16 protein-coding genes are annotated in these 17,232 nt (G+C 32.1%); 6 read left to right on the forward strand and 10 right to left on the reverse strand.

Annotated elements, in window-relative coordinates; genetic code table 11:
- Nucleotides 1-91: 91 nt before the first annotated feature.
- From rpsU to FUA22_RS14495, 7 genes are all read right to left on the reverse strand, one after another.
- Nucleotides 92-286, reverse strand: a complete 195-nt coding sequence (gene rpsU, locus FUA22_RS14465) for a 30S ribosomal protein S21 (RefSeq protein ID WP_147769306.1) — start codon at nucleotides 284-286, stop codon at nucleotides 92-94.
- Between the two features lie 82 nt (nucleotides 287-368).
- Complete coding sequence (locus FUA22_RS14470) at nucleotides 369-1,535, reverse strand: acyl-CoA dehydrogenase family protein (RefSeq protein WP_147769307.1); 1,167 nt, start codon at nucleotides 1,533-1,535, stop codon at nucleotides 369-371.
- 11 nt (nucleotides 1,536-1,546) lie between these two features.
- On the reverse strand, nucleotides 1,547-2,416 hold the full coding sequence (locus FUA22_RS14475; RefSeq protein WP_147769308.1) for a ComEA family DNA-binding protein: 870 nt from the start codon (nucleotides 2,414-2,416) through the stop codon (nucleotides 1,547-1,549).
- Nucleotides 2,417-2,435: 19 nt separating this feature from the next.
- Nucleotides 2,436-4,106 (reverse strand): alanine/glycine:cation symporter family protein, encoded by a 1,671-nt coding sequence (locus tag FUA22_RS14480; protein ID WP_147769309.1) that lies wholly within the window; start codon nucleotides 4,104-4,106, stop codon nucleotides 2,436-2,438.
- Between the two features lie 94 nt (nucleotides 4,107-4,200).
- A complete protein-coding gene (locus tag FUA22_RS14485) occupies nucleotides 4,201-5,235 on the reverse strand; it encodes a potassium channel family protein (RefSeq protein ID WP_147769310.1) in 1,035 nt (344 codons plus the stop codon).
- Nucleotides 5,236-5,239: 4 nt separating this feature from the next.
- Nucleotides 5,240-5,464, reverse strand: coding sequence for a PspC domain-containing protein (locus FUA22_RS14490; RefSeq protein WP_147769311.1), 225 nt, complete (start codon nucleotides 5,462-5,464; stop codon nucleotides 5,240-5,242).
- 36 nt (nucleotides 5,465-5,500) lie between these two features.
- On the reverse strand, nucleotides 5,501-6,772 hold the full coding sequence (locus tag FUA22_RS14495) for a DUF2851 family protein (protein WP_147769312.1): 1,272 nt from the start codon (nucleotides 6,770-6,772) through the stop codon (nucleotides 5,501-5,503).
- 250 nt (nucleotides 6,773-7,022) lie between these two features.
- Between FUA22_RS14495 and FUA22_RS14500 the strand changes: the two genes are divergently transcribed.
- Nucleotides 7,023-7,958: an SMP-30/gluconolactonase/LRE family protein gene (locus FUA22_RS14500; protein ID WP_241664836.1), complete on the forward strand. Its 936-nt coding sequence runs from the start codon at nucleotides 7,023-7,025 to the stop codon at nucleotides 7,956-7,958.
- A 9-nt stretch (nucleotides 7,959-7,967) separates the two neighbouring features.
- Here FUA22_RS14500 and FUA22_RS14505 read toward each other — a convergent pair whose 3' ends face one another.
- A complete protein-coding gene (locus FUA22_RS14505) occupies nucleotides 7,968-10,601 on the reverse strand; it encodes a valine--tRNA ligase (protein WP_147769313.1) in 2,634 nt (877 codons plus the stop codon).
- Nucleotides 10,602-10,873: 272 nt separating this feature from the next.
- Here FUA22_RS14505 and FUA22_RS14510 point away from each other — a divergent pair, with 272 nt between their 5' ends.
- The gene (locus FUA22_RS14510) at nucleotides 10,874-11,299 is read left to right on the forward strand and encodes a DUF1573 domain-containing protein (RefSeq protein WP_147769314.1); all 426 of its coding nucleotides are present in this window, start codon (nucleotides 10,874-10,876) and stop codon (nucleotides 11,297-11,299) included.
- 54 nt (nucleotides 11,300-11,353) lie between these two features.
- Here FUA22_RS14510 and FUA22_RS14515 read toward each other — a convergent pair whose 3' ends face one another.
- Nucleotides 11,354-12,559 (reverse strand): aspartyl protease family protein, encoded by a 1,206-nt coding sequence (locus FUA22_RS14515; protein WP_241664837.1) that lies wholly within the window; start codon nucleotides 12,557-12,559, stop codon nucleotides 11,354-11,356.
- A 252-nt stretch (nucleotides 12,560-12,811) separates the two neighbouring features.
- Here FUA22_RS14515 and FUA22_RS14520 point away from each other — a divergent pair, with 252 nt between their 5' ends.
- The 4 genes from FUA22_RS14520 to FUA22_RS14535 are packed head-to-tail and all read left to right on the forward strand — an operon-like array spanning nucleotide 12,812 to nucleotide 16,409.
- Nucleotides 12,812-14,002, forward strand: coding sequence for a pyridoxal phosphate-dependent aminotransferase (locus FUA22_RS14520; protein ID WP_147769316.1), 1,191 nt, complete (start codon nucleotides 12,812-12,814; stop codon nucleotides 14,000-14,002).
- Nucleotides 14,002-15,021 carry a UDP-N-acetylmuramate dehydrogenase gene (gene murB, locus FUA22_RS14525; RefSeq protein WP_147769317.1) on the forward strand — a complete coding sequence of 340 codons (1,020 nt, stop codon included), beginning with the start codon at nucleotides 14,002-14,004 and terminating at the stop codon, nucleotides 15,019-15,021. The genes FUA22_RS14520 and murB overlap by 1 nt, the downstream gene beginning before the upstream one ends.
- Before the next feature lie 57 nt (nucleotides 15,022-15,078).
- Nucleotides 15,079-15,609 carry an RNA polymerase sigma factor gene (locus tag FUA22_RS14530; protein ID WP_147769318.1) on the forward strand — a complete coding sequence of 177 codons (531 nt, stop codon included), beginning with the start codon at nucleotides 15,079-15,081 and terminating at the stop codon, nucleotides 15,607-15,609.
- Nucleotides 15,610-15,620: 11 nt separating this feature from the next.
- Entirely contained in the window at nucleotides 15,621-16,409 is a 789-nt protein-coding gene (locus FUA22_RS14535) for an anti-sigma factor (RefSeq protein WP_147769319.1), read from the forward strand.
- A gap of 74 nt (nucleotides 16,410-16,483) precedes the next feature.
- Here FUA22_RS14535 and aqpZ read toward each other — a convergent pair whose 3' ends face one another.
- Nucleotides 16,484-17,170, reverse strand: coding sequence for an aquaporin Z (gene aqpZ, locus FUA22_RS14540; RefSeq protein ID WP_147769320.1), 687 nt, complete (start codon nucleotides 17,168-17,170; stop codon nucleotides 16,484-16,486).
- Between the last annotated feature and the right edge of the window lie 62 nt (nucleotides 17,171-17,232).

The raw sequence follows: 17,232 nt of genomic DNA on the forward strand, positions 1-17,232 counted from the left end.
CTAAACTAATTTTAAATGTACAACCTTTTATTTGATTTTTGGGCAAAAAAAATCCCGCTAAAAATGCGGGATTTAAACTTTACTACATAGACTAAACATCTTCTGCATCTCTTAGTTTCTGAACGTATTGTGCTTTTTGAATTTGAGCTCTACGTGCTACTGAAGGTTTTGTGAACTGCTTTCGAGTTTGCAATGCACTTTTTCTACCAGTCTTATCAAACTTTCTTTTGTAACGCTTTAGCGCTCTATCTATATTTTCTCCTTCTTTAATTGGTGTAATCAACATAGTGTCTTAACCTCCCTTCTTTTAAAATTTTGGAGTGCAAAGATATGAACTAATTTAAAATTTGCAATTTTTTATAAAAAATTTATACTGTGCGCTTGTAGTCCTTTTTATCTATTATCATTTTTGATAATATTTCTTTAAGAATCTCTGAAGTACCACCACCAATTGGCCCAAGTCTACTGTCACGTAATAACCTAGCTAAAGGGTAGTCCTCCATGTATCCATAACCTCCTAAAAATTGCAAGCATTCATAAATAACTTCATCTGCCATTTTGGTAGATTTCAATTTAGAAATTGAAGCCTCCTTTACAACATACTCTCCTTTATTCAATCTAGCTGCAACTGAATAGTTATAAGCTTTACAAATTTCCATATCAGCGTACTTATCCACAAATCTATGTCTTAAAGCTTGGAATTTATCTAACTCCTTGCCAAAGGCAGTACGTTCTGACATATAGTTTAGTGTATAATCTAAGGCATATTCTGCTCTTGCATGTGCATTTATACCCATAACCAACCGCTCTATAGAAAAATGCTGCAAAATATATGAAAAACCTTTGTTTTCTTCGCCCAATAAATTATATACTGGAACTTTCACATTATCAAATGCTATTTCAGCTGTATCAGATGCTCTCCATCCTAACTTATCTAACTTTGTTGCAGAAATACCTTCAGAATCTCTATCAATAACCATGATACTAATACCTTTGTTACCAAGTTCTGGATTTGTTTTAGCAGCTACAACTAAATAATCGCTGTAAACACCGTTGGTAATAAACGTCTTTGATCCGTTAACAATATAGTGGTCTCCGTCTTTAATAGCGGTTGTTCTTAATCCAGCTACATCACTTCCACCAGAAGGCTCCGAAATACATAAACATCCTAATTTTTCACCTGAAATACTTGGTGCTAAATACCGTTGCTTAATATCTTCATTTCCTTCAGCATTTAAATGAGTCATTGCTAAATAAACATGTGCCCAAACTGCAGCTGCAAAACCACCTGAATTTATCTTTTGAAGTTCTTCTTGAAGAATTACCGTATAAAATAAATCTAAATTTAATCCGCCATACTCAACTGGGTAATGGATACCAAAAAAACCCATTTCAGCAAATTTCTTCCAAATAGATTGATCAATTGTTCCGGTTTCTTCCCACTTATTAATATGAGGGACAACTTCCTTTTTAAGAAAATTTTTCAGGCTTTCTCTAAAAAGATTATGTTCTTCTGTGAAGTACATACTATTCATAGGAATATTTTTTAATCAAGGGACAAATATAATTTAATTATCTCGATTTTATTTACAGGAAAGTCTTTAACTTTTGTTAATTCATCTAATGATTTAAAACCTTCTCTGAGCAACCTTTCTTCAACAATATTATGTGCAATATCATAATCTACATGCTGGATAGTAACAAGTTCTTCGATAGTAGCAGAATTAATTTTTATTTTTTGAATTAGCCTAGGAGTTTTTACTGTAAACTCATTAGTTAAACGATCAATAACTTCGGGGGTTAAACCATAAACATCGTGCAATTGTACATCTGCTATAAAACCACCAGAAAACTTATTCCTAAACTTTATGATTCTATCTGAAAGTACTTTGCCAACTCCACTAATTTTCTGGAGCTGTTGTGCTGTTACTTTGTTCAAATCTTGTTTTTGATTGAACGCCTTTGGCTTATTATTATAGGAATAACTTGAGTTTAATTTAGGAGAAGGTTTTGTTACCCATTCTGGGAATTTAAAATTAGGAGATATAATATCTAAAAGTGAATCTGAGACATTGGTAACTTCTTGAAACTGCTTTATCGAATTAATCCATTTACCCTGCCTTCTGAAAGCTAATAATCTATCAATTTCTTCATTACTCATTCCTAAAGTGGCGCCTTTATAATCCGTAATATAATTTGGATTAAAAGGAAAAACTTTTGGTTTTCTAGATGCTATTTCAACCAGCCTAAGTGAATCTATTTCATTTTTAAACTTGGTGAGTTCTTCTTGATTTACAACAACTTCTCTGGCATAAAAATCAATAAAAAAATAAACGCACTGAAAAACTATTATGAGAAGAATCAATAAAAAAATCCCATTTCGTTGTCCTTTAGCAAACGTGAAATGGGATTTCATATTTATAAATATTTAATTTTTATGCTTTCGCTTCTTTTATTGCATCTAAATATCTTCTAAGTTGTTTTTTAACAACTGGGAACAAGAAATACAAGCCTATCATATTAGGGAAAACCATTGCAAAAATCATAGCATCTGAGAAAGCCCAAATTGAGTTCATACTTGCTGCAGCACCAATTATGATAAATAATAGGAAAAGTAATTTATATACTAAATCTGCAGTTTTACCTCTCCCAAATAAAAACTTCCAAGATTGTAATCCGTAGTAAGACCAAGAAATCATTGTAGATACGGCAAACAAAACAACCGCCACAGTTAAGAACACTCCAGAATAAGGTATATACTCAGCAAACGCCGAAGCAGTAATTCCAGCTCCTTCCCTCAATTCACCATCAATAAGCACTTTTCCTTTAACATCTAAATATGTAACTCCATCAACTACAGCATTAAACGTACCATCAGCTTGCTCTATCATACCAGCAATTCCACCATAATCAAAGGTACCTCCAGAATTAAAAATAATAATGACTAAAGCTGTCATTGTACAAATAACAACAGTATCTATAAAAGGCTCTAATAAAGCCACTAAACCTTCAGAAGCAGAATATTTTGTTTTCACCGCTGAGTGCGCAATAGAAGCAGAACCCGCACCAGCCTCATTTGAGAAAGCTGCCCGTTGAAAACCAACTAGCAACACTCCTATTACTCCACCCACACCAATAGCTCTAGGGTTAAATGCTTCTGTAAAGATTAAGCTAAAAGCATCATCAACAAATGAAAAATTACTGAAAATAATATATAAACAAGCTACTACATATAGAACCGCCATAAAAGGCACAACTTTTTCTGTTACAGCAGCAATACGCTTAATTCCGCCGATAATAATTATACCAACTAAAATAGCCATTACCAACCCTATAATAGCTCCTGCACTAGTGCTTTCCCATCCCATTAACTCTTTAAGAACTACGGTAGCTTGATTAGACTGCGCCGCATTACCTCCACCAAAAGAACCTCCAATACAAAAGATTGCGAAGAAAACCGCGGCAATTTTACCCAAAGTTGCAAAACCGCGATCTTTAAGTCCTTTAGAAATATAATACATTGGTCCACCATAAACTGTTCCTTCAGCATCAACATCTCTATACTGAACTCCTAAAGTACACTCAACAAATTTTGTTGACATACCTAGCAAGCCACAAATAATCATCCAGAAAGTTGCTCCAGGACCTCCAAGTGCTATAGCCAATGCAACACCAGCAATATTACCATTACCTACGGTTCCTGAAACTGCTGTTGCTAAGGCCTGAAAGTGGCTAACCTCTCCTTCTTTACTTTCATCTCTTATAGTTTCAATAGCATCCCCTCCAGGAGTAACGTCACCATAGGCCCGATCAACTGTCGCATGATCTATTTCATCATATTTTCCCCTTACAACATTAATAGCTTTACCAAAAAACCTGATATTTGGAAACCCAAAATAAATTGTAAAAAATGCTGCACTACCTACTAATAGAAGTAATACAAAAGGCGTGCCTGCAATTTCAAAAAAGATAACATTACTAAAGAAATCTGAAATAGGTTGGAACGCTTCATCTATGCGTTGATCCAAACCTTTCTCTGTGGTTTCTTGAGCAAATGTTAAAAATGGAAAAATTAAAGAAACTATTGAAAGAAGAAATTTCTTCATAAGAATTTAATATTAGTTAGTTTTTATTGAAAAATTATCATTAAAGCAGGCAAGATGCTAAAAATAATTGACTATTTAAAATTGGAAATAATAATTAACCATTTTCAATTTCAATATCAAAGGCATTATTTAACTCTTCTATTTGCTCAGGGCGCCCCAATACTATAATTCTAGAATTAGCTTCTAAAATCATTTCTGCTTCTGGATTTACCGTGTATTCTCCTTTGGAATCTTTATAACCTATAATGGTACAACCAGTTCTTTTTCTAAAGTCTAAATCCCTTATAGTTCTGGCCTTTTTAGAATTGTATAGTTTTTCTACAGCAATTTCTTCTATATTAATATTCGACTCTCCAACAATTGACAAATTATCAATGAATTCCATCAACCCAGGAACCACCACTAAAGATGCCATGTGATCGCCACCAATCATATCAGGCAAAATAACATTATTTGCTCCAGCAAATTTTAACTTCTTATATGACGATTCTTGTGACGCTCTACTTATTATATTTATCTTTTTATTTATCTGTCTTGCTGACAATACAACAAAAAGGTTATCAGCATCATTAGGAAGTGCAGAAATAAAGCTTGTGGCTCTATCAACACCGGCAAGCATTAAAGTTTCATCTTCATTAGCGTTTCCTATTACGTACGGTACGCCATCCAAACGCAATCGTTCCTCAACCTCTTTGTTTTTTTCAATGACCACAAAAGATTTATTATGAGCCATCAATTTTCTGGTAGCTTGCTTTCCGTTTCTTCCGTAACCACAAATTATAACGTGGTTTTTAAAACCATCAATTCGTTTTTGCATTTTCTTATGTTTTATTTCTTCAATGTCATTTTTACTCAATATATATTCTGTAATAATAGAAATTGCATAACCTACAATAACTATACTTGCTAAAATTAAAAATATAGTAAATATTTTAGCTTCATCGTCAAGTGGTTGAACTTCTCCAAAACCCACAGTGGTCATAGTAATAACCGTCATATACAGAGCATCTACCCATGAATAGTCTGATATTGACACAAAGCCAATAACGCCAACAAGCATTAAAAGAACCAATAAGGTTAATGATGTGTATATTTTAGACCTGAAAAGCTGAATTAAGGGGTTATTCATATAATTATAAATCGAAAACTGATGAACGTTTAGTATAAACTAAATCTTTTATGCGTATCCAAAATGCCAAAAACAGGTACAAAGCAAAACCAAATCCAACGGTAACAAAAGTTAAATACATGAAAGATGTTCTAACCACCTTTGCTCTAATACCCAACCTTTCAGCAATACGTTGGCAAACATAATACCCATGTTTTTGAAAGAATAATAATGGTTTATATATGTACATGCTGCAAGTTAATCTTTAGTTTAGAAGTTTAAAAGTTTATTTGTTTAAAAATGAACTACCAATGGCACACTGTAAACACTTATTCTTATCACAATATTCCGTTTTAAGTTGAATTAAAGCTTGAGATCTTAAAGCCGATTCTGAAACTTTTTTTAAATTATTGAATGCTGTAATAACACTATTCTTTTCTGAAGAAATAGCATTTGCAATTTCAACTATTACCTCATCAATAATTTCATCTTTTTGTTTAGCATAGCAAAACTTAATAGGCAAAATAGTATTTATCAATAACAAATCAATAAATGATTTTGTTAATACCTTTGCTGTAGGTTTTGACTCCTTTTTAAAAGTGTAATGGTTTTTCCAAAACTCAGAGGTAGACACCGTAAATAGTTCATAAAAATCATCAAGCCTATTGGTTTCTATAATTTTCGAAAACAAATTTTGATGTTTATGGTATAAGTTTGAGAATTGAGACAATCTAATGGTTGGAAAATTTAGAGGCCGCAATCTGAAAAATTTTATTGGTAAAACAAAATCATTTTTTAAACCGAACTTTTGCTTTAGAAAATGATAATCTTTCTGCAAATTTAAATAGTAACTCTCTTCAATATTATCAATTAATAAACCTGCTTGCCCAAATAACAATGCTTCTATAGTTTGTTGATTGGATTGCGTTTTTCTTATGATTGAAAAATCGACCGATTTGGCAACACTTATAAACGATTCACCATTAACCTTTAATCCAAAGTTTTTTGCCAACATTTTAAATAACACCGCTTCCCAATCATTTTTTGACACTTCTAGTGATTGCTCAATTTCTTTAGCTTTTCTTTCTAAACGATCGATGTATAAACGCTCCAACCAATTATTTAAAATAAAGTCATCAACTTCTGCAAAATCATTCTCACAGTTTATCCATTTACCTTGTTTAGAAAATAATTTTTGGTAGTTATTTAAAATTTCAACATTAACTCTTTCCTTTAGCTCAAAAGTTGGGATTACAGAATTATCTTTTCTAAAAACCTCTGTATCATCTTCCCAAACCACATGTAATATTACATTATCATATGCCTTGTCGGTTTCATGATTATGTAAAAACCAATCTGATGATTTAATATGAACCTCAACGTTACCAGCCCATAATTGTTCGTCAATTTTTATCTGTGCATTAATAAAGTCTGGTCCAGAATTCTGATTATGTGTTCCTACTTTATTGATTACTAATTCATCACCTGAAGTTGTTTTTAAATCATAAGATTGAAACTTTTTGTATTTCCATATATAATGTAAGAAATCTTCTTGCATACTCTAAAATATAAAAATCGATTAGAAAACAAAACCTAGTAGAAGTAATAAAAAATATGCATTTATAATTTTACTTCGAAATTACTAAAATCATAATAAGGAAATAAATTTTTGCACCTTTTATAATAATTCTAACTGATGGCATTCTAAGGTCAAAACAAAATTTCTCTTAAAAAAGCCATAAAAAAACAAATAGCTTGGTTTTGCAAAATTTTCAATTAACTTCGTTTTGTACATTAAAAAAAGTAAAATGATGATTAGCTTAAATAGACATTTGTCAGACATTTGTTCAATTTTTATTTTACTAATACTCATATTAAACTTATCCTGTAAAACATATAAAGTAGAGAATGAAAAAATTATTGCTGCTGGGGCTACTCTTACCTTAGTTGATGATAGTTTTGAATTTACTGAAGGGCCTGCTTCGGATATAAGTGGCAATGTATATTTCACAGACCAACCAAATAACCACATCTTGAAATGGACGCATTTGAACAATACTGTTTCAGAATACATGAAACCAGCAGGTCGTTCAAACGGGTTATACTTTGATGATAGCGGAAATTTACTTTCTGCAGCGGATGAAAAAAACGAATTATGGCTTATCGATTCTAAAAAAAAGACGACTGTATTAATTAATAGTTTTAAAAATAAAAAGTTAAATGGACCCAATGACTTATGGCTTAACTCTGATAAAGGAATATATTTTACAGACCCATTTTACAAACGGTCTTGGTGGACTCACGATGAACAAGAACAAACATCAAGATGTATTTATTTTCTTGCCTCTAACACCAAGGCACCAAGAATTGTTGATGAAAATTTCAAACAACCAAATGGATTAATAGGGTCTCCTGATGGTAAAACATTATATGTTTCTGATATAGGAGATAAGAAAACCTATTCATACCGCATTAAAAAAGATGGAAGCTTAACTAAAAAAACATTGTTTTGCAATTTAGGTTCCGATGGTATGACAATAGACAACTTAGGCAATGTGTACCTTACAGGAAAAGGTGTAACGGTATTTAATTCCGAGGGCGTTCAAATTGAGCATATTCCCGTTCCTAAAAAATGGACAGCCAATGTTACTTTTGGAGGACCAAATCAAAACATACTATTTATTACGGCCATGGATTCTGTATACACTTTAGAAATGTCTGTAACTGGAGTAAGATATAACTAAAAAAAGTATCTACTTCAAACTTCCTAAGCTAGTTTTAAGCATTTCAATTTTTGCCAAAGCATCGGCTTCCTTTTTCTTTTCACTGGCTACAACTTGCTCTGGTGCATTATTTACAAAACGCTCGTTAGAGAGTTTCTTTTGAACAGATTTTAAAAAGCCCTCAGTATAGTTTAACTCCTCAGTTAATTTATTAATTTCTGCCTCCACATCAATGGCGCCCGCCATTGGAATAAAGTATTCATTAGATTTTACTCTATAAGTTAAAGCCCCATCAATAGCTTCATTTACGTAATCAATAACTTCAAGATTTCCAAGCTTCTGAATAACTTCATCAAAAGTAGCACCTGCTTTTTCATTATTAATCACCGAAAAAGAAATAGCATCTTTAAAAGCTATGTTTTTTTCTTTTCTAATGTTTCTAATACCAGAAACTACTTCAGCTGCAAAATCGAACTCAGATATTAAACTTTCATTAATTGGTTTGGATTCCGGCCATTTAGAAACTATCAAAGCTTCCTCTTCAGTTCTTTCAGAAATATACTGCCAAATCTCTTCAGTTAAGAAAGGCATAAACGGGTGTAATATCTTTAAATTGTCCTCTAATAAAGTAATGACAGCATTATAGGTAGCCCTATCTATTGGCTTTTGATAAGCAGGTTTTACCATTTCTAATAACCAAGAACAGAAGTCGTTCCAAATCAACTTATAAGTTTCCATTAATGCATCACTAATACGATACTTACTGTAGTGGTCTTCTATAAGAGCTAAACTTTGTTGGAATTTATTAGAATACCAATCAATACTTACTTTGGCGTAATTTGGTTGTTCAATATCTGCTACTTCCCAGCCATCAATCAATCTAAATGCATTCCAAACTTTATTACCGAAAGCCTTCCCTTGCTGACAAAGCGCCTCATCAAACATTAAGTCGTTTCCAGCTGCTGCACTTAAAAGTAGGCCTACACGTACTCCCCCTGCTCCATAATCTTCAATTAGTTTTAAAGCATCAGGTGAATTACCTAATGATTTACTCATTTTACGCCGTTGCTTATCACGTACTAACCCCGTTAAGTAAACATTTTTAAAAGGTTCCTCTCCTTTATATTCATACCCTGCAATTATCATTCTAGCAACCCAAAAGAATAGAATATCTGGTCCGGTAACTAAATCATTTGTTGGGTAATAATACTTTATATCGTCATTTTCAGGGTTTCTTATACCATCAAAAACACTCATTGGCCATAACCAAGATGAAAACCACGTATCTAAAGCATCTGTTTCTTGCTTTAAATCTGAAGTCTTTAATTCTGGATTAGATATTTTTACTTGAGCCAATTTTAAAGCGTCTTCTATAGTTTCAGCAACTACAAAATCTTCTTTTCCATCACCATAGTAATATGCCGGAATTTGTTGCCCCCAGAGTAACTGACGTGAAATATTCCAATCGCGGATGTTTTCCATCCAATGACGATAGGTGTTTTCAAACTTCTTTGGAAATAATTGAATATCATTATCTTTTCCTAAAACCGCTTTAATAGCTGGTTTTACCAAATCTTCCATCTTAAGAAACCACTGGTCAGATAACCTCGGCTCTATGATAGCCTTGGTTCTTTCAGAAATCCCAACACGATTGTTATAATCTTCTATTTTGGCAATTAACCCTAGTTCCTCAAGTTCCTTTACAATAGCCTTCCTAACCTGAAAGCGGTCTTGTCCTTGGTAATGTAATCCATAACTATTAAGTGTTGCATCTTCATTGAAGATATCGATAACTTCCAACTTATGTTTATCACCTAAAACCTTATCGTTTTCATCATGTGCCGGTGTTACTTTTAAACAACCGGTACCAAACTCCACATCAACGTATGCATCCTCGATAACAGGAATTACACGATTACAAATAGGTACGATAACCTTTCTACCCCTTAAATTAATATGACGCTCATCATTTGGATTAATACAAATAGCAGTATCTCCCAAAATAGTCTCCGGACGGGTTGTAGCAATTGTTAATACGTCATTAGAATCTTCAATTTTATAATTGATGTGATATAATTTACCTTGTTTATCAACATACTCTACTTCCTCGTCAGATAAGGTAGTTTTTGCCTCAGGATCCCAATTAACCATTCTATATCCACGATATATCAAACCTTTGCTATACAAATCAACAAATACTTTGATAACTGCTTCGCTCATATCATCGTCCATGGTGAATTTGGTACGCTCCCAATCACAAGAACACCCAAGTTTTTTCAGCTGTTCTAATATAACCCCGCCATACTCGTGAGTCCATTCCCAAGCATGTTTCAAAAACTCATCTCGAGTTAAATCGTTTTTATCAATTCCCTGCTCCTTCAATTTAGCAACCACCTTAGCTTCTGTCGCAATAGATGCATGGTCTGTTCCAGGAACCCAACATGCATTTTTACCCTGTAAGCGTGCACGACGTATCAATACATCCTGAATAGTATTGTTGAGCATGTGGCCCATATGTAAAACACCTGTCACATTTGGTGGAGGTATTACTATGGTATAAGGCTCTCTTTCATCTGGTTCTGAATGAAAATAATTGTGTTTCATCCAATACTCATACCATTTACTTTCAACCTGACTAGCATCATATTTAGATGGAATCTGCATACTTTGGAATAGTTTTTGACTTTTGATGTGCAAAAGTACTTATATTTCTTTTTCTGTGAAAACTATATAGGGAATGGTTTTGTTTTAAAAGAAGAATGTAATTCATACTTTTATCTTTGTTGAATATGTTAACAAGTATGCATTACGTCTAATTTTTTTGCCAGTTGTACAAAAAGTAAGTATGTTTGACTTAGATTTTAATAAAAAAGTCCCTATTATAATAATACGGATTGAAAATTAAGAGAAAAAACAATAAATAAAAAGATAATACCATGAAACAATTAATTACAATTTTATTTATCGGGTTAATCAGTTTTTCTGTAAATGCTCAAGAGAAAAAAGCGAAAATAGAGTTTAAAACAGACACCATAGATTATGGTACTATAGAGAAAGGTTCTGATGGAGTCCGTGTATTTGAATTTACTAATACTGGAGATGCTCCACTTATAATTTCTAATGTTAAATCATCATGTGGATGTACTATTCCGTCAAAACCAAAAGATCCTATTATGCCAGGTAAAACTGGAGAGATTAAAGTAAAATATGATACTAATAGAGTAAATCCTATTAGAAAAACCATTACTGTAATTTCTAACGCAGATACACCAACTGTTGCTTTAAAAATAAAAGGATTAGTTGTTGATTCTAGTAAAGCAAGTCTTTTGGAAAAGAAAAGTAAAAGTATAGTACAGCAATAAACTTTCATCTACATAAAATTTAAAGGCTTAAATCAATGATTTAAGTCTTTTTTATTATAATAAACTTTCCAATTTGAAACTATAAGTTAATACTTGTGCATCCCGCTCCACTTTTAATTTAATATATCTTCCTGCATAATCATAAAACATCAACATAATTTGCTGTAAAGAAAATTGGTGCGTAGACTTTCCGTTTATTGACAAAACCACATCCCCCTTCATTAAACCAGCTTTTTCAGCGGGTGAACCTTCTCTAAGCTCAACAATTGCATATGCAGGCTTTAAAACCATTTTAGACCTTCTATCTAGTAAAAATGTAACCCCCCTTTGATTAGCATTCTGATTGTTATCATCAAAACCTCGTCTTAAAGTTTCATATTCCTTAACAAATCTAACTCCATTATGAGCTAACTCTATACCACTTTTATTATAACTAAATTTCTGTTTAAAATTCCTATTCTTCCTCAGTGTCATTAAGCTGTTTCTATAATCCATAATAATATTAAAACGCTTTAAAATATTGCCTGACATACTTCCATTTCTACCTCTAACCTTTTTTGCAAAAATGATTGAAGTTGAGTCAGGATAAGCCACATTAGGTTTATTAAGTTGAAAGCTTTTTAATGAAAATGATTCTGCTTTTCCTCTTTTTCCGTAAACACTTCCACTTAATCCATGTCCTAAAAAATCTCTAAAAAATTTATTTCCTGAGGTTATGCCTAAAGAATCATCTTCGAACAACCACAAACTATCACTTCCTCCAGAATCAATTAATAACTTTACTGGAATCTTTTTATCATTTAAGCTAACTTCTGCATTTACGTATGGTTTATCATTATAAAACTCCAAATTTAAGCGCTCGCAATTCTTACATTTTTTGTATTTAAATATTTTAGGTTCTATCAATTCAATAAAACTAGAAGAATAATTAATTTTAACAACAAAATCTCTGAATACGTCTAAACCAATAATACCATGAATTGGTGCTCCCAACCTTGGTCCAAAATTCAAATCTAAACCATAAACCGCAAACAAATCTTGGTTAAGTTTAATGGCATCTCCTATTTTAAAAATATTGTTTCTAGACTTTAATGCTTCAACAGCTTCTCCCGCCCCTAAACCTCTTATATAAATGGTTTCTGTGTTTTTTATCTTTAAAGTATCTGAGACATTCAAAAAATTAAAAATTATAGGTTTGCTCACCCCTGTATCCAATATAAATGACAACTCAACACCATTAACTTCAACAGGTATTATCATTAAATTATTAATAAGTTTGAAACTTATTTTGTCTAATCCCTTTTTATTTTGAATAATAAATTTGTTCTGAGAAGGTGCCAAATTGGATAAACAGAAAAATAGAAAAAAAAGGTATAAAATCTTTTTCATTAAAGGTTTGTATCATTTACATAATCAATTTACAAATCTTTTTATAAGCTATAGTATTTAACTATGTATTTTAAAAAAACTTTAAGATAATTTTCTCAACTTTGCACACTAAACAAGAATCTGATGCCTACTATATCTAAAAAGGGACAATTAATGCCAGAATCTCCAATAAGGAAATTGGTCCCATATGCAGAAAAAGCAGCAAAAGACGGAAAACAAATATATCACCTAAACATAGGTCAACCCGATATAAAAACTCCAGAAGTAGCATTACAGGCGGTAAAAGAAAATACTGTAGAAATTTTATCTTATTCTCGTTCAGAAGGATCTGAAACCTATAGGGAAAAATTAGCTAAATATTATGATCGCAATAAAATAAGCGTTTCTCCAAAAGACATTGTTGTTACTACAGGGGCTAGTGAAGCTATTGCTTTCATTTTTGGTAGTATTATGGATGTTGATGACGAAGTAATTATTTGCGAACCTTTTTACGCTAACTATATTGCTTTTGCTACTGCCGCTAGTATAAAGGTTGTTCCAATAGTTTCTAATATAGAAGATAACTTTGCCTTACCAGCTATAGAAGAATTCGAGAAACTTATTACGCCTAAAACAAAGGCTATTATGATATGTAATCCAGGAAATCCTACTGGGTGCTTATATTCTGAAAAAGAAGTAAAACAATTGGCAGATATTGTTAAACGTCATGATTTGTTTTTAATTTCTGATGAAGTTTACCGTGAATTTACTTATGATGGTAATTCGCACTTTTCCATTTTAGAATTAGAAGGTTTAGATGAACATACTATTATGATAGATTCTGTTTCTAAACGATATAGCATGTGCGGGGCCAGAGTTGGGTGTTTGGTTACAAAAAATGAAAATGTAAGGCATACTGTTTTAAAATTTGCTCAAGCGCGCTTAAGTCCTCCAACCTACGCTCAAATAGCCAGTGAAGCTGCCTTAAATACGCCTCAAAGTTATTTTGAAGATGTAAAAAATAAATACATTAAACGTAGAGATACCCTAATATCAGAATTAAACAAGATCGATAAGGTTAAAGTGGCTACTCCAAAAGGAGCTTTTTACTGCATTGTTGAATTACCAGTAAAAAATGCAGACCATTTTGCCCAATGGCTTTTAGAGTCTTTTGATGTTGATAATGAAACTGTTATGGTGGCACCGGCCAGCGGCTTCTATTCTACTCCAGGAATAGGTATAAACCAAATAAGAATTGCCTACGTACTTAACAGAAGGAGCTTGGTAAAAGCCGTTAATATCATAAAAAAAGCCCTAAAAGTTTATAAAGACTAGTGCATATAAAGCAAAACATATCTTTAAAACCTTACAATACTTTTGGCATTGATGTAAATGCTAAATATTTTGTTTCTGTTTCAAATATTGAGGATTTAATAGATGTTTTAAAGCTTGAAAACCACCCTAACAAACTTCTATTGGGTGGTGGCAGTAATATGTTATTAACCAAAGACTTTGATGGTTTAGTAATTCATATAAATTTAAAAGGAATTGAAATAATTTCTAAAGGTGACCAAAACCAAGGTGTAACAATAAAAGTCAATGCAGGTGAAAACTGGCATGAATTTGTACTTTGGTGCTTAAAAAACGATTTTGGAGGTATTGAGAATTTATCTTTAATCCCTGGAAATGTAGGTACTGCACCTATTCAAAATATTGGTGCTTATGGTGTAGAGTTAAAAGATGTTTTTGAGTCGTGTGAGGCTTTATCCTTAGATTCTAAATCCATTAAAACGTTTTCAAAAGAAGATTGCAAATTTGGTTATAGAAACTCAGTATTTAAAAATACTGAAAGAGGAAAGCATATTATAACTAGCGTTACTTTTAAATTAACAAAACAAAGTCACAAACTAAATATTAATTACGGAGCTATTACTTCTGAATTGAATAAAATGGGAGTTAAAGCCCCTACAATTCAAGATGTATCAAAAGCAGTAATATTTATTCGTGAGAGTAAATTACCAAACCCTAAAGAAATTGGAAACAGTGGTAGTTTCTTTAAAAACCCTGTAATTTCAAAAGATTTATTTAATCAACTTCAAGACAATTTTGAAGATATTCCAAGTTATGCTGTTTCAGAAGATGAAGTAAAAGTTCCTGCCGGTTGGCTAATTGAAAAAGCCGGATTTAAAGGTAAGCGGTTTGGTGATTATGGTATACATAAAAAACAAGCTTTGGTATTAGTTAATTACGGAAACGCTAACGGAGAAGACATCGTTAAACTTTCTAAATTGATCCAAAAAACAATAAAAAGATTATTCAACGTTTCTATTGAAGCTGAAGTTAATATCATATAATGTCATAGAAATTTCTAACTTTGGAATAATTTAAATAGCGCTTAAACCAAATTTACCTTGATAACACCAATAGAAAAAGAAATAGTTGGCCTTTTAGAGTTAGGTGATAAAAAAGCCATGTCTTTATTATATGATAATTATGCAGATTCCCTGTATGGTGTTATAAAAAAGGTTATTTCAGACAACGAAACTGCACAAGATGTTCTTCAAGAAAGTTTTGTAAAAATTTGGCGTTATTCAAAAAAATACGATGCTTCTAAGGCCAAATTATTTACTTGGCTATATAGAATAGCATATAATACTGCCATTGATAAAGTAAGGTCTCTAAAAAACAAAAGTGGTAAAGAAGTCCAAATTGAGACTTCAGTCGTATATAAATTTACAGCAGATAGTATTAATCAAGACGTTTTAGATATAAAAAAACATCTAAATACGCTTGAGGAAAAATATCAAATAGTGATTAATGCACTCTTTTTTGAGGGCATGACACAACAAGAAGCTAGTGATGAATTAGATATTCCGCTAGGTACAATTAAATCGAGATTAAAAATTGGATTACGCGAATTGAAAAAAATTTACAATCCTTAACTAACAAAGTCATGAATGAGAAAATAACTACTTTTTTAAATTCTGGCCTCTTAGAAAAATATCTAATAGGTGAAACTACTTCTGCCGAAACGGAAATGGTTGAAACTTATATTTCAAAATTTCCTGAAGTACAGAATACGTATAATACATTACAGTACAATCTTGAGATTGTAGCAAAGAGTAATGCTGTTGAAGCTCCTAAACATATTTTAAATAATATTTTAGAAGAACTTGACGATGCTCAAGTAATCAAAATGAATACAAAAAGAACGCAAAAACTTTGGTATAAATACACTGTTGCAGCAAGTGTTGTTGCCATATTATTTGCTTGTACATCATATTTATTTTACAATCAAAACAAACAACTTTCTGAAGAAAACCAGATTGTAGTTGATGAAATTTTTGATTTAAGAGGCGATATAGAGCAAAACAACAAAATGCTTGACAATGTTATGCGGCAGTTATTGAAGCTTAACAATCCTGAAACAGCAAAATACATCATTAATGGTAATGATAGAGCTAAAGACCTTAAAACCGTTGCTTATATAAATCCAAAGGAAAAAACTTCTATGATTGACATAGTATCCTTACCAGAATTACCAGAAGAGCAATGCTACCAAATATGGGCAGAATTACAAGGTAAAATGGTTAATTTAGGAATATTAGATAAGGCAGACAGACAACTAAGAGCTATACCATATACAGAAGATGCCTTAGCTTTAAACATAACTATAGAGCCTAAAGGTGGTAATGATATTGCTTCATTAGAAAATAAAGTTGCAGAAATTAGTTTGCAATAAAACATTAACTTCTTCAAATAAAAAGGCTCGATTCAACAATGAATCGAGCCTTTTATGTTTTATAAATTCTATTATTACTCTTTATCAAATAATGCTTTATGAATAAACCCAGCCACTATTGCTCCAGCTATTGGGGCAACCCAAAACAACCATAACTGACCAGTATAATCTCCTCCTGCAAATAAAGCTTGACTTGTAGATCTTGCAGGATTAACAGAAGTATTAGTAATAGGAATACTAATTAAATGAATAAGCGTTAAACCTAATCCAATAGCTATTGGGGCAAAACCCTTTGGTGCTCTTTCATTAGTACTTCCTAAAATAATCAATAGGAAAAATGCGGTTAATAAGAACTCAGCAATTAAGGCTGCTGTCATGGAATAACCATCAGGGGATAAATTTGCATAACCATTAGCAGCAAAACCACCAATAGATTCAACACCTGCCTTGTTGGTAACAATTAAATATAAAGCTCCAGCTGCAACAAAAGCACCAATTAATTGTGCAATAATGTAACCTACTAAATCTTTAGCTTCAAACTTACCTCCTGCCCATAATCCAAAAGATACAGCAGGATTAAAATGTCCACCAGAAATATGCCCCACAGCATATGCCATTGTTAATACTGTAAGACCAAAAGCTAGGGCAACCCCAGCAAATCCAATGCCCAATTCTGGAAAACCTGCTGCAAATACTGCACTACCACAACCCCCAAAGACGAGCCAAAACGTTCCGAAAAATTCTGCAAATAATTTTTTCATAATTTTAAGTTTAATTAGTTAGTAATTCAATGTACAAATTATTTATGTGACACAGAAACAAG

Origin of the sequence: Seonamhaeicola maritimus, assembly GCF_008056315.1 — a bacterium.
GTDB classification, from domain to species: domain Bacteria; phylum Bacteroidota; class Bacteroidia; order Flavobacteriales; family Flavobacteriaceae; genus Seonamhaeicola; species Seonamhaeicola maritimus.

Excerpts from the sequence above, each read along its gene's own strand:
- rpsU (WP_147769306.1), bottom strand. The coding sequence starts at position 286 with ATGTTGATTACACCAATTAAAGAAGGAGAAAATATAGATAGAGCGCTA.
- FUA22_RS14470 (WP_147769307.1), bottom strand. The coding sequence starts at position 1,535 with ATGAATAGTATGTACTTCACAGAAGAACATAATCTTTTTAGAGAAAGC.
- FUA22_RS14475 (WP_147769308.1), bottom strand. The coding sequence starts at position 2,416 with ATGAAATCCCATTTCACGTTTGCTAAAGGACAACGAAATGGGATTTTT.
- FUA22_RS14480 (WP_147769309.1), bottom strand. The coding sequence starts at position 4,106 with ATGAAGAAATTTCTTCTTTCAATAGTTTCTTTAATTTTTCCATTTTTA.
- FUA22_RS14485 (WP_147769310.1), bottom strand. The coding sequence starts at position 5,235 with ATGAATAACCCCTTAATTCAGCTTTTCAGGTCTAAAATATACACATCA.
- FUA22_RS14490 (WP_147769311.1), bottom strand. The coding sequence starts at position 5,464 with ATGTACATATATAAACCATTATTATTCTTTCAAAAACATGGGTATTAT.
- FUA22_RS14495 (WP_147769312.1), bottom strand. The coding sequence starts at position 6,772 with ATGCAAGAAGATTTCTTACATTATATATGGAAATACAAAAAGTTTCAA.
- FUA22_RS14500 (WP_241664836.1), top strand. The coding sequence starts at position 7,023 with ATGATGATTAGCTTAAATAGACATTTGTCAGACATTTGTTCAATTTTT.
- FUA22_RS14505 (WP_147769313.1), bottom strand. The coding sequence starts at position 10,601 with ATGCAGATTCCATCTAAATATGATGCTAGTCAGGTTGAAAGTAAATGG.
- FUA22_RS14510 (WP_147769314.1), top strand. The coding sequence starts at position 10,874 with ATGAAACAATTAATTACAATTTTATTTATCGGGTTAATCAGTTTTTCT.
- FUA22_RS14515 (WP_241664837.1), bottom strand. The coding sequence starts at position 12,559 with ATGATAATACCTGTTGAAGTTAATGGTGTTGAGTTGTCATTTATATTG.
- FUA22_RS14520 (WP_147769316.1), top strand. The coding sequence starts at position 12,812 with ATGCCTACTATATCTAAAAAGGGACAATTAATGCCAGAATCTCCAATA.
- FUA22_RS14535 (WP_147769319.1), top strand. The coding sequence starts at position 15,621 with ATGAATGAGAAAATAACTACTTTTTTAAATTCTGGCCTCTTAGAAAAA.
- aqpZ (WP_147769320.1), bottom strand. The coding sequence starts at position 17,170 with ATGAAAAAATTATTTGCAGAATTTTTCGGAACGTTTTGGCTCGTCTTT.